This window comes from Desulfatiglans parachlorophenolica (assembly GCF_055394735.1).
Genome location: NZ_AP042460.1, coordinates 3,086,240 through 3,099,199 on the forward strand (window position 1 = coordinate 3,086,240; position 12,960 = coordinate 3,099,199).

The window sequence follows — 12,960 nt, forward strand, 5'->3', positions numbered from 1 at the left end:
ATGACAGAGCGGGATCATCGGCGCTTTCTCTTTCGATCGGAAGCCCTGGCGGAAGACGCCTTCGAGGTCGTCCGTTTCAGGGGTGCAGAGGCCATATCCCGGCCCTACGAATTCGATATCACGCTGGTCTCGGAAGACCCCGAGATCGATCTGCGGGCCGTGCTGCGCAGCCCGGCCACCCTCACTATTCTTCGCCCCGAAGAGGAGGCCCGGGTGATCCATGGCATCCCGGCCCGCTTCGAACAGCTGCAGCAGCGGGACGAGCACGTTTTCTACCGCGCGGTCCTGGTGCCGAGGCTGTGGCAGGCGGGTCTTTACCGTGAGAACCAGCTCTTCCTGGACAAAACGGTCCCGGACATCATCGAAGAGATCCTGCGGCAGACAGCCCTGACAGGGGACGACTACGAACTGCGCCTGACCCGCACCTACCCCCAGTGGGAGTATATCTGCCAGTATGGAGAGACGGACCTCGACTTCATCAGCCGGTGGATGGAACGCGAGGGTATTTACTACTATTTCGAACAGATGGACACCCTCGAAAAACTGATCGTCACGGACAGCTCCTCCAGCCATGAAGACATCCCGGGCGGAGCGGTCGACTACCGGCCGCCTTCCAGCCTGACCGCGCGCGAGCAGGAGGTGATCCGTGCGCTGATCTGCCGCCAGCGCATGCTGCCGCGGCGCGTCATCCTCCGGGACTACAACTACCGCCGCCCGGACCTCGAACTGCGCGCGGAGGCGGAGGTCGACGCCGAGGGGCGCGGCGACGTCTACCTCTACGGCGAGCACTTCAAGACCCCCGAGGAGGGAAACGAACTGGCGCGCATCCGGTCCGAGGAAATCCTCTGCCGGGAACGGGTCTTCACCGGGGAAAGCCTCCTCGCAGCCCTCGCGCCCGGCTTTCTCTTCGAGCTTGCCGGGCACTACCGCGACAGCTGCAACCAGCGGTATCTGGTGGCCGAACTCGAACACGAGGGCAGCCAGGCCGGAGCCCTCTTCGGCGAAGACGATCTGGAGGCCGGCGAGCCATCGCTCACCACCTATGTGAACCGCTTCAGCGCCGTTCCGGCCGATGTGCAGTACCGCCCGGAGCGCACCACCCCCAAGCCGCGTTTTTTCGGCACCATGAGCGCCAGGGTCGACGCCGCGGGCGACGGCCAATATGCGGAGATCGACGGCGAGGGCCGCTACAAGGTACGCCTCTCCTTCGATCAGAGCGATCGGGAAGGGGGCCGCGCCTCGCGGTGGGTGCGGATGGCCCAACCTTACGCCGGGGCCGACTACGGGATGCATTTTCCGCTTCACCGTGACACGGAGGTGCTCCTCACGTTTGTCGGCGGCGATCCGGACCGCCCCATCATCGCCGGCTCGGTGCCCAACCCGGAGACGGCGAGCCCCGTCACATCCGAAAACCAGACCCAGTGCATGATCCGCACCGGCGGCGGGAATCAGATCCACACCGAAGATACCGACGGCAAACAGCTGATCAAGCTGCAGACCCCCACGGCGCGCAGTTCCATCCGCATCGGCGCTCCCAACCCGGGAGATGGCCCGACCGGCGTGATGATCTTCACCGAAGGATCGGAGCACGTCATCGTGCAGGGCGACAGGGAACTCACCGTGGACCAAACGGACACCGTCAGGGTCACCGGAGAGCGGACCAAGCGGGTGGGCCAGAATGAAAACATCACCATCACGGGCGGCCTCAACATGAATGTGGGCCAGGGGGTGATGACCACCATCGAAGCAGGGGGCGAAACGCACGACGTCACGGGGGGCCGGCATGTCTTCCTCGAAGGCGAAGAGGTGCGTACAGTCTCGAGCGGACGGCATGTGACCGTCGAGGGCGGCGGCGAGACCTATACCGTCAACGGTGGGCGGGAAGTCACCGTTTCGGGCGGGGATACGCACCGCATCACGGGCGGCGATACAAGCACCATCACCGGGGTGAAAAGCCTCACGGTGAACGGCACAGACAACTACACGGTCAACGGACCGCGCACGATCACGGTCAATGGACCGGAGGCGCGCAACATCGCCCTGTTGGACAACATCGTCCAGGGCTTCGAAAAATCCATCAAGCTGGCGGCCGCGATCGAGGTCTTCATGGGGTTCAAGAACGAGACGAAGCTCTCGCTCGGCCTCGAGCAGAAGGCGATCGCCATCAGCCACGCCGCCGTGAACCTGGCCAAAGACGGCATCAAATCCGACAACGGCAAGATCGTCCTTGGCGAGCGGATCCTGCTCGACAATCGCATCGCCAGGATATTCGCGTGAAAAGGATGGAAAGGTCCCCAGCCCGGTCGAACCGATGAAAGTGATCAAACCCTTGAAACTCGGACTGCTCTACAGGACCTTCGAGGCCGGGGAGCGCTGTTACCTCTCGACCGGGCTCCTCACCTTCTTTTCGTTCGCCGAATCCGTGCCGGTGGTCGAGACCGAGATCGACCTCTGGAAATACGCCGCCAAGGCGCTTGGCCCCGAGGCCGTGATCGACCTCGGGATGCCGAAGGCCAGGGGCGAGGTTTTGATCACAGGCCGCTATTTCGCCCCAGACGGCGCCCCGACCTCAGCGGGCCGCGTGGGATTCGAACTGGGCGCGGTCCGGAAATCCCTTTATGTCTTCGGCGACCGCTTCTGGCGGCGCGGCCGGAGCGGGGCGTGGGTGATCACCGATCCGCTGCCCATGACCGTTATGGATATCGTCTATCCGAATGCCTTCGGCGGCGCGGGGTATGCCGCGAATCCGGTCGGCAAAGGGGCCGCCCCTCTGACCTCCGAGCGCGGGGAACCCATCTGGCCGCTCCCCAATATCGAGGACCCGCGCCGGCTGATCGGCTCGCAGACGGACCGCCCGCCGCCGGCCGGTTTCGGGCCGCTCGATCTGACTTGGGCCGAGCGGTTCTCCAAGGCCGGAACCTACGATCAGGATTGGCTTCAGACGCGTTTCCCGGGTTTCGCCGCCGACATGGACTGGACGATCTTCAATGCGGCGCCGGCGGACCAGCAGATCGAAGGATGGTTTACGGGTGGCGAGACCTTCGCGATCGATCACATGCACCCCGACCGGCCCCACCAGCAGGGGCGCCTGCCCGGCATCCGTCCGCGCTGCTTCATGAACCGCACCACGGGGCCGGGCCCGGTTTTCGAAGAGATCCCGGCCCATCTCGAAACGGTGTGGCTTTTCCCCGAGGGGGAAAAGGGCCTGCTGATCCACCGCGGAGTCGCCGAGGTGGCCGACCCGGATGCCGACGATGTCCTGCACCTCCTGATCGCCTTCGAATCGATGGAGGACGACCGACGTCCGGACGAACACTACCGCCGGGCCCTCACAGACCGGCTGGACCCGGAAAAAGGCGCCTATTTCAGCCTGCGCGAGACGGACCTGATGCCCGACGGGGAGCGGTCAGGGCTCGCCCTGCTGATGGAGGAAAGCGAGGAGGGTCAGCTCCAGGCGAGCGAAAACATCCTGGCCGGGCGGCTGCAGGACAAGGCCAGACGGGAGGCCGCCGAAGCCCGGACCCGCGCCTCCGCTTTGGGGCTCGATCCGCCGGCGGGGGAGCCGGACGCAACCCCATCCGAGGAGATATCGTTCGATCCAACCGACATCGACGCCGTAGTCGACCACCTGGATGAGATCCTGGCGGAGGCCGAACGGCGCGAAACCGAATCACGCTCAAAAATTCAGGCGCTCATGCAGGAACTCGGGATCGACGGTGAAGCAGCGATGGAGGAGGCCGCGCGGAGCGGCGGCGGCCGGCCGGCCTTCTCCCCGGAGGAAACCATTGCGCGTCTGCGTGAACTGGGGCTCGACAACCCGGAACTCGAGCAGAAGCTCCGGGACGTGAAGGCCATGCTGGACCAGTCCTATCGACAATACGGGCAGTATTTTCCGCCTGCCGACCGGCCCGCGGCCGGCGATGCCGCCGCCCTGCGCGCCACGGTCACCGCGGGGCACGAGCACGGCGCATCCTTCGCAGGGATGGACCTGACCGGCGCCGATCTGAGCGGCCTCGACTTGGCCGGCATCGATCTAAGCAATGCCTTCCTCGAAGGGGTCGACCTATCGGGTTCCAATCTCCAGGGGGCCGATCTGAGCGGGTGCGTCCTCGTGCGCGGCCGTCTGGCCGGAACCCGCTTCACTTCGGCCAAAATGGAGGGCAGCAACCTCGGCGATGCCGAGATCAGCGAGGCGGACTTCAGCGGGGCCGACCTCCGACAGACCGTGTTAACCCGGGCGCGGATCTCCCGGAGTGTCTTTACGGAGGCGTCGCTGGACGAGGCCGACCTGTCCGAGACCGAGATGGAGGGCGTCGACTTCAGCCGGGCCGCCATGGCCAAGGCCCGGTTCATCGATACACGATTGTCCGGGGCGCTCTTCGCCGGGGCCGTCCTGCGCGAGGCCCTATTCTTGAACACCTCGTTCCGGGAGGCGGATTTCAGCGAAGCGGATCTGACGGCTGCGGTGCTCGTGGGGACGACGTGCCAGCAGGTCTCCTTCCACGGCGCGGATCTAAGCCGGCTCTGCACCGCCGGAGAGAACGCCTTCAACGGAGCCGGCTTCGAGGGGAGCCGCCTTGCCGGCGCCAACCTGCGCGGCCTCGACCTGTCCAACGCCCGCCTGGACGGCGCCGATCTCAGCCGGGCCGACCTCAGCCAATGCAACCTGCAGGGGGCGAGCCTCGCGGGGGCCAAAGCGGTCGAAGCGCGGTTCGTCAAAACGGATCTGACGGGTGCCGACCTTTCCGGCATCAACCTGCGCGAGGGATCGCTCCAGCGGGCCTGCCTCTTCGAGGCCGGCCTGCAAGGTTCAAACCTCTATGGCGTGGATTTCATGAAGGCCCGGTTTCGCAACACGGACCTCAGGGATTCCCTCCTGAAAAAGGTCTTTCTGGATCGATGGATCAAGAAGCGCCCATGAACCTGGACGAGCTGATCGCACGCATGCGGTCTTATCCAGGGCTGAAGAAGACCCCGCCGGTCCGCCCGACCCGCGCCGATCTGGAGCGGCTCGTGCAGTTGGGCGAACTCGTCTGCCACGCGGACTGCGGCGGGCTGGACCTCGAAGGGGCGGATCTCAGCGGGGGGATCTTCGAGCACGTCTCGTTCCGCGGCGCCCACCTCGAACGGACCCGCCTGAGGGAAGCGGTCCTGGTCGACTGTGACTTTTCCGACGCCGCCATGGCCGAGGCCGATCTGCACCAGGCCGTTATCGAAAAGGGCCGACTGATGCAAACCGACCTCCGAGGAGCGGACCTGGCTGACGCCCATGTCCTGCACTGCGATCTCGGCGGTGCGGATCTGAGCGGATCGGACCTGCGGGTCGCGAAGGTCATCGAATCGGACCTTTCCGGGGCCACCCTGGCAAGGGCACGGCTCCATCGGGCCGCCCTGTATGAAACGCCCCTGCGCGATGCCGATCTGAGCGGCGCAGAACTGGAGCAGACGGTCTTTTCCGGGACCGACCTGCAGGGTGTCAGGCTTGCGGGCGCGCATTTCCTGCGGGCCTTTTTGAAGGATGCCGTATTGACCGGCATGGACCTGAGCGGCATGGACCTTGCCATGACACAGTTCATCGGCGCCGACCTGAAGGGAGCGAACCTGGCCGGGGCCGATCTGACCCAGGCAAGCTTCATGGAGGCCGACCTTTCGGGCGCCGTCCTCGATCGGATCCAGGGGCGCTACGCGATCTTCATGAAGGCGCAGATGGCAAAGGCCTCCCTGCGCAGCGCCTTCCTGCTCCAGGCCTCTTTCGAGGAGGCCGATCTGACGCTCGCCGACCTGTCGGGGGTCCGAGCGGAAGGCGCCATTTTCGTCAAGGCCTGCTGCCGTGCGGCGCGCTTCACGGGGGCGGATCTGACGTATGGTGATTTCAGCCATGCGGACCTGTCCGGGGCGGATCTGTCCCAGGCCGGCCTTTACCGCGCCAACCTGCACCGGATTGCGGAAGATTACACGCTGTGGAACGGTACGGACCGCACGGCCGCGCTTCCAACGGACCCGGACAGGGCCGCGGCGGAAGACTGGCAGCCGGCCCGCGGGGATTCCGAAGGCCCCTCTCGGAAGGGCCCCTGATCAACAGACAACCGAAGGCCGCCGCGCAGCGGCCGCGGCGACCGGTGCACCGAAGGATGGAACCGCCGGCCCTCAGGAGAAACGACCATGGAAAACCTCGCCACCAGACGTGGCTCTTTACCCGTGTTTCAGGAGTTCGGATCCATCGAGAAGGTCCAGGCGGACGGCTGCCTCGTCGAGACCCCCTCCGGGCTGGTCCAAGCCAGGCAGGCCGTGGGCTGCCTGATCCGCCCTCTGCCCGGCGACAAGGTCCTTGTCTGCGCCGATCGGGACGGCGCCGCCTACGTCCTCGCCGTGCTGGAGCGCCCGCAGGACGAGGGGCTGGAGATTTGTTTCGACCGCCCGGCGGCGATCCGGGTCTCGCAGGGCCGCTTGAGCCTCGTCTCCCAGGAGGGCATCGATCTCGGCGCGAACCAGGACATCCACCTGGCGGCCTCCACCCTCGAGGTGCATGCGGCCCGGGGGGAGATCGCCGTGGATCGTGCCGCCTTCCTCGGGACCTTTCTGGAGGTCCAGGCAGCCCGGGTCAGGCTGCTGGCGGGGGTACTCGAATCGGTGGCGGAGCGCCTTACCCAAAAGGTCAAGCGCTCCTACCGCGTGATCGAGGAGTCGGAGCACGTCAAGGCGGGCAGCCTCGACTATTTCGCCCGGAAATGGATGTCCTTCAAAGGCCGCTATGCCATGCTGACCGCACGGGAAGACGTCAAGGTGGATGGTGAGAGGATCCACATCGGATAGGAGGGCGTGATGTTCGCCAATACACAGATGATGGGGATGGATATGGCCTTTCCGGATGTGTGCCTGACACCGGCGCCCCCCGCGCCGCCGATCCCGGTCCCCTATCCCAATATCGCCATGGGGCCGACCGCCAATCCGGGCACGGCCTGCAGAAAGACCTTCATCATGTGCATGCCGGCGCACAATCTGGGCACCATGATCCCCATGACCAACGGTGACAATACCGGGGTCTCGCTCGGAGTGGCTTCGGGGACGGTCATGGGGCCCCAGCGGCACCTGACCGGGGCTTTTACCGTGCTTTTCGAGGGGATGCCCGCGACCCGGCTGACAAGCGCGAGCATCCAGAACAGCACCAACGCCCCCGGGGTGCGCCTCGTCCCGAGCCAGACGAAGGTGATCCTGCTCGCCCCATGAGAGGGCCGTCGAGGCTATCATGACGGAGGTTTTAGGGACATCGCAGGGGGCCGCGGGGCCTGTCCGCCGACCGGGGTCGCCGCGGTCCGCAGACGGGTCCAACAGTGGAAATCCGCGAATGCCGGGCAGGATCAGAGACCGCGGATGATCTCCTCGCGCTTGCGGCGGTATTCGGCCTCGGTGATGAGGCCCTTTCGGCGGAGGTCCTGCAGCCGTTCGAGCCTGGCTGCCGCAGGACTCGGGGAGACGTCCTCCGCCGACGTCACCGAAGCCAGCGCCACCCGCTTTTTGTCGCGCGGATCGATCTTGACCTCGACGGCCGTTCCGGGCTGCAGAAGCGATGCCTGAAGCCGGGAGACAACCGGGGTGGCCCGGACCCGATAGGGCGCACCGCCCTCGGGGCGGATCTCGAGCAGCAGGTCGACCTTGGGGTTGCGGTTGACGGTGGTGCCCGTGTCCCGCGCCTCGAGGATGATCGCCGAGGCCGGAAGGCCGCGCTTCCGGAGCGCCCGGTCATGCAGGATCGGGCGGAGAACGCTCCGGTAAACGGCCCCGCAGATGCCCGTAAACACGAGGGTGAGAAGGATTCCTTCGAGCGGTGAGAGGACGATCACCACGACCAGGCTCAAAACGGCACAGAGGATGCCGAGGGAGGCAATGACCAGACCGATCCGGTGTTGATTCATGGCGTCTCCTTGTTTCCATCCGGAGGCATCGGTTAAAGGCCGGGGAACTCCCTGCAAACCCGAAAAAGGAGATCCTCCGAGACTATAACGTCCCTCAGGCGCGATATAAAAGACAAAAAAGCGGTTTTTGCGGTCTGGTTGGACGACGGAAAGGCGGTGCACCGATGAAGCGGATATGGATCACGTCTTTGAGCGGGGCGGAAGAGGCGGTCAAACACCTGCCGGCCGAACTCAAGGCCTATGGGATCGAGGCCGGCGGGCATTTTTGGGCGGACGACATCGAGAAGGCGGCCTGGATCGGCGTAAGAGAGGCCCTGGTCGATCCCCGGGTGGCCCTGTGGGCGATCCTGGGCAGCGCCGAGGCCTTCGCGGCGCCGACCGTGCGCTATGGCCTCGCCCTGCTGGCGATCACGGTCCAGGCGGTGCGCGGACGGGGATTCCCCGTGGCGCTGCTGGTGAGCGCCGGTGCGGCGCCCCCGGCGGATACCCTGCCAACGCCGCTCAAGGGGGCGCAGGTGGCGGCCCTGCAGGGGGCAAACCCGGCGGCCAAGATCGTCGCCCGTCTGCACACCCCCTCCCCGGCGGCCGCTGCAGCGGATTACCGGATCGATGTGCATGCCTCCCCCACCATCGGGACCTGGTTCGAGGTGGGGCCGATCGAGGCGTCCTGGGAGGGCGCCATGGGAGGGGTAGCCGGCCCGGCCGAGATCATCTTTCAGGCCGTCGGCCCGAAAGGGAGCCTCCCCGAGCGATCGGTTCTGTCCTACCCGTTGAAGGGAATGCAGTTGGCACTCGGTGAGAAGTCCTACCTGGCGTGGGCGGTGCAGAACCGGCTCGATCCCGAGGCTTCCTATTTTTTCAGGGTGCAGGGGACAGCCGATTCCATCCTGTTCGGCCCCTACGCGGCCGGCGAGTCCGCAGAGCTTTTCGTCATGGACTTCTGACTCCGTCGGGGGGGGGAGATCTTCAGGAAATGATTTCTCAGTACAACCCAGTTTCCAATCTGGAAATGAGGCTGTTTTCTTCACACCCTTCGGGTGCTCAGTCCCACCCCTGCGGGGTGGGTCCCGGTTTCTTCACACCCTTCGGGTGCTCAGTCCCACCGGTTCACGGTGGGTCCCGGTCTACCAATATCAAGGAAATCAAGCGCTTGTCGGCGAAGCGACCTACAGGTCACCTCACATACAAACGTGCAGATTGACGCCGAGATTGGCAAAAAACCATTTCCGGATGGAAAAAAACGCATTACCTTCACTGATCCGATCGACGCGAGACCTTTAGAGGAATAAAAGATGAGGATGCCATGAAAAAGACATTGCTTTGCACACTGGGTCTGTGGATGACTTTCATGCTGCCGGCCGGCGTGGGAGCCGCTCCCGACACCTACCAGCCGGCGGTGTCCCATGACCCTGTCGACAACCGCTTTCTATCGGTATTTGTGGACGTCTTCAATGCCACATCGAGCATATACGGGGAACTTCGGGACGCCGCCGGAGAGCCGGCCGCCGACGCGGTTCGCCTCTCGGGGACTGACGGCGCGGTAATGCGGCAGTCCCCGGCCGTCGACCGCATCGGTGAAAACGGACGGTACCTCGTTGTCTGGAGTGAATCCGCTTTCCTCCCGGATACCAATATACGGTATTGGCGGGTCGTCGGACGACTCGTTGCGTCGGACGGCCAGCCCCTCGAAGGGACGATCCCCATCACAGGATACGTCAGCCAGGGTGAAATGGCCCCGCAGCTTGCCTGCAGCGACGGCGTTTGCCTCGTGACCTGGCAGACGCGGGTCTGCTACAGCCTCGGCCCCACCCCGATCTGCAACCAGGCGATTGCCGCCCGGGAGGTGGACGCGAACGGGACGCTGGTTCAGGAAGAGGCCTTCCTGCTGACACCGTCCAATCAAGAGGTCCGCCTGCAGGCCTTTCCGGCCGTCGTCTGCGACCTCACCAGCGGCCGCAGCCTCGTGGTCTGGCAGGACGACCTGAACGCAGACACGACCGGCTGGGACATCCACGGTCGCCTTGTCGAGGTCGGCGGGGCGCTGATCGGAGACGAATGGATTCTTTGCGCGGCCGATGCCGACCAGACCCTGCCCGCTGTGGCCTTCGACCGGGTAAACGGCCGCTACCTGGCGGTGTGGACGGACGAGCGCAATGCCGCGACACAAGGTGCCGACATCTTCGGGCGTCTGGCCAGTTCGGAGGGTGAATGGATCGGAAACGATTTTCCGATCTCCGACACAGCCGATGAGGCCTTCGATCCGGCTGTGGTCTTCCTCGAGGCCGGGCAGCGCTTTTTCACCGCCTGGCAGGACGACCGCGGGGGGGATCTCACGGGCTGGGATGTCTACGGCCGGTTTCTGGATGCCGAGGGCGCCTCGGACGGACTCGAAATCGCGATCGCCGCGACCGGCAGCCGCGACACACGGCCGGCCCTGGCCTACAACCCCCTGGACGTGAGCGTGCTGGCAGCCTATGAAACCGTCCAGGACGACATCCCGGGTCTGGGCTACCGGGTCATCTCCGCGCGCAAACCGCCCACCGCCTCGGCCGGTCCCGACCAGAGCGTTGAGGAAGGGTCGCTCGTCAACCTGGACGGCAGCGCCTCCGCGCCATGGGACCCGGCCGCCCCCATCGTGTCCTACCGATGGATTCAGGTGGGGGGCGTGCCTGTAGTCATGAACGGCGCCGAATCCCCCATGGCGTCCTTTACGGCGCCTCTGGGCGGGGCCCTCGGCCGGTTGCTGGCCTTCATCCTGGTGGTGACGGACTCGGCCGGTCTTCAGGGTGTCGATTTGGCCCTGGTGGGGGTGACGGACCTGCCCCTGCCGCCCATCGCCGATGCCGGCGCCGATCAGTTCGTCGACGAGGGATCCCTCGTTACCCTGGATGGATCGCGCTCCCGGCCGTCCGATCCCTTTTATCCCATCACGGCCTTCAGGTGGCGTCAAACACAAGGCCCTCCTGTAACCCTCTCCGATGCCGAAGCCGCCGTAACGACCTTCACCGCTCCGCTCGTGCCTCTCGAAGGGGCGAGGCTCGATTTCGAACTGGAGGTCCGCGACGCCTCCGGCCTGGCATCATCCGACACGGTGACGATCACGGTGGATGACCGAAGCCCGAGGTCCTTCCGTATGACTCTGTCCTCCGGCGCCTATTCCGAGGTGGGCTTTCCGGTCGAGGCGGACCCCGATCTCCTGAGGCAGATCACAGCCCAGCTCGGTCCATACGATATCAAGCGCTTCAGGCTGTTCCGCTGGGATCCTGAGACCGCCGGAAACATCGAGATCGTCAGCCCGGAGTGGGGGACCGAACAGGCCTGCGTTCCCGGACGCGGTTACTGGGTGATCCCCCGCGATCCGACCACGCTGGATATCACCGGGATACCCGCCTCCATCCGGCGCCCCTGCAGGATCGTCCTACGCCCCGGCTGGAATCAGATCGCCGATCCTTTCTTTTTCGATGTCGGTTGGAACGAGCGGGTCCTGGTCAGCGACGGGACAGAAGGCCCGCTCATCCCTGTAACCGCGGACGAGAACACCCTGACAAGCCGGGTGATCCTGGGATACGACGGCGCAACGGGGCAGTATGCCGTCGCTCCGGTCCTGCGGATGGGACAGGGTTACTGGATCGAAAACCTGGCCCCCGGAGATGTGGAAATCCTGATACCGCCGGAGCCTCTCACCCCGTCGGGGGGTCTTGGGGGTATGGCAGCGGCGATGGATATCTATGATGGCCCCCTGCCGCCACCGCTGCCGGAAGGCTTGGGCAAAACGGAACGGCGCCCCTAACTGGAACCATCCGGACAGGAGGATCCGGCAGCACCCGATCTCCAATCCGGACAGGAGGATTCTTGGCCAACACCAATGAAATCGATTGCTTACGCGGAGGCGACCTGCAGGTCGCCGCAGAAACAGCTATGCGGATTGACGCCGAGACCGGTCAAACCGCCCATTTGCGGATGGGAGATGAAACCACGCACCTATAGAAACATGTGAGGTCCTCAAATGCATAAATGCAGCAGAAAAGCGCTGGCAGGATGCGTCCTGATCCTGCTGATGACCGTATCGGCCGCATGGGCCGGACAAGTCATCACGGAAGAGGTCCGGCTGTGGGCCAAAGAGGCCCTGCAGCAGGAAAAGGCCCTGGCAGCATCGGGCGGTGCCGCGGACACCATCGCGGTGCTGAACTTCAGCAACCGGACGGGGGCGGCGGAGCTCGATCCCCTCCAGAAGGGACTGGCCGCCATGCTGATCACCGACCTCACCCAAATCTCATCGCTCCAGGTCGTCGAACGGGTGCGCATGCAAGCCCTTGTGGAGGAACTGGGGCTCGGGGCCTCGGGACTGGTGGCACCGGGAACAGAACCGCGGGTCGGCCGCCTTCTTGGGGCCCGCTGGCTTGCCGGCGGTGACATGGCGGGTGACCGTGCCGCCGTGATCGATATCCGCTCCGACGTACTGGCCGTACCGGACAGCCGGATCCTGGGGCAGCCCGCCGCCCAGGGACCGCTGCCCGAGTTCTTCCGGATGGAAAAGGAGATCCTCTTCGGGATCCTGGCCCTCTTGAAAGTCGAACCGTCCGCGGAGGAAGAAGCGGCGTTGCGGCGCCCCCTGACCCTCAGCCTCGAGGCCTTGCTGAGGTTCGCCGAAGGGATCGATGCCAGCGACCGCGGCCTCTACCCCAAGGCCGCCGAGCTTTATGAAGAGGCCCTGCAGGCGGACCCCGGATTCGGTGCGGCGGCAGAGGCGCTCGAAGAGCTGCGATCGCTCGGGCTCATCCCGCCGAAGCGGCGCAGCGGGGCCTTCCTACGTTCGCTGCGCGACCGGACCTCCCTGACCGATCGGCTTTCATCAGACGACGTCATCCGGCGCGAGCGGACCCCACAGGACCTGGACCAGCTGCCTCAGCCGCTGCCCGAGCCTCCGCCGCCACCCGATCGCTTTCAACCTTGACGGAAGGATCTGCGGGTGTCCGCTCCGGTCTGCAAAAAGCCGAGTTCCCGCGCGCAAGCACGTCCGGAAGCACATCGCGGCAACGAAAACGAT

10 protein-coding genes are annotated in these 12,960 nt (G+C 65.2%); 9 read left to right on the top strand and 1 reads right to left on the bottom strand.

Annotation, left to right across the window (positions count from 1 at the left end; all coding sequences use genetic code 11):
- The 5 genes from ACZ500_RS14460 (at window position 1) to ACZ500_RS14480 (ending at window position 7,227) form a co-directional block, all read left to right on the top strand.
- Complete coding sequence (locus ACZ500_RS14460) at window positions 1–2,277, top strand: type VI secretion system Vgr family protein (RefSeq protein WP_464228050.1); 2,277 nt, start codon at window positions 1–3, stop codon at window positions 2,275–2,277.
- Window positions 2,278–2,311: 34 nt separating this feature from the next.
- Window positions 2,312–4,921, top strand: a complete 2,610-nt coding sequence (locus ACZ500_RS14465) for a DUF2169 family type VI secretion system accessory protein (RefSeq protein ID WP_464228051.1) — start codon at window positions 2,312–2,314, stop codon at window positions 4,919–4,921.
- Complete coding sequence (locus ACZ500_RS14470; RefSeq protein ID WP_464228053.1) at window positions 4,918–6,075, top strand: pentapeptide repeat-containing protein; 1,158 nt, start codon at window positions 4,918–4,920, stop codon at window positions 6,073–6,075. The genes ACZ500_RS14465 and ACZ500_RS14470 overlap by 4 nt, the downstream gene beginning before the upstream one ends.
- Window positions 6,076–6,162: 87 nt before the next feature.
- Window positions 6,163–6,813: a DUF3540 domain-containing protein gene (locus ACZ500_RS14475; protein ID WP_464228054.1), complete on the top strand. Its 651-nt coding sequence runs from the start codon at window positions 6,163–6,165 to the stop codon at window positions 6,811–6,813.
- A 9-nt stretch (window positions 6,814–6,822) separates the two neighbouring features.
- Window positions 6,823–7,227, top strand: coding sequence for a DUF4150 domain-containing protein (locus ACZ500_RS14480; protein WP_464228055.1), 405 nt, complete (start codon window positions 6,823–6,825; stop codon window positions 7,225–7,227).
- 131 nt (window positions 7,228–7,358) lie between these two features.
- Here the strand turns inward: ACZ500_RS14480 and ACZ500_RS14485 are convergent, their stop codons facing one another.
- A complete protein-coding gene (locus ACZ500_RS14485; protein WP_464228056.1) occupies window positions 7,359–7,913 on the bottom strand; it encodes an SHOCT domain-containing protein in 555 nt (184 codons plus the stop codon).
- A gap of 164 nt (window positions 7,914–8,077) precedes the next feature.
- On the opposite strand from ACZ500_RS14485, the gene ACZ500_RS14490 reads away from it, so the two are divergent.
- The 4 genes from ACZ500_RS14490 to ACZ500_RS14505 all read left to right on the top strand — a co-directional run bounded on the left by ACZ500_RS14490 (window position 8,078) and on the right by ACZ500_RS14505 (window position 12,867).
- On the top strand, window positions 8,078–8,857 hold the full coding sequence (locus tag ACZ500_RS14490) for a hypothetical protein (protein ID WP_464228057.1): 780 nt from the start codon (window positions 8,078–8,080) through the stop codon (window positions 8,855–8,857).
- A 359-nt stretch (window positions 8,858–9,216) separates the two neighbouring features.
- Window positions 9,217–11,703, top strand: a complete 2,487-nt coding sequence (locus tag ACZ500_RS14495) for a PKD domain-containing protein (protein ID WP_464228058.1) — start codon at window positions 9,217–9,219, stop codon at window positions 11,701–11,703.
- A gap of 62 nt (window positions 11,704–11,765) precedes the next feature.
- On the top strand, window positions 11,766–11,900 hold the full coding sequence (locus ACZ500_RS14500) for a hypothetical protein (protein ID WP_464228059.1): 135 nt from the start codon (window positions 11,766–11,768) through the stop codon (window positions 11,898–11,900).
- Between the two features lie 19 nt (window positions 11,901–11,919).
- A complete protein-coding gene (locus tag ACZ500_RS14505) occupies window positions 11,920–12,867 on the top strand; it encodes a CsgG/HfaB family protein (RefSeq protein WP_464228060.1) in 948 nt (315 codons plus the stop codon).
- Window positions 12,868–12,960 lie beyond the last annotated feature (93 nt).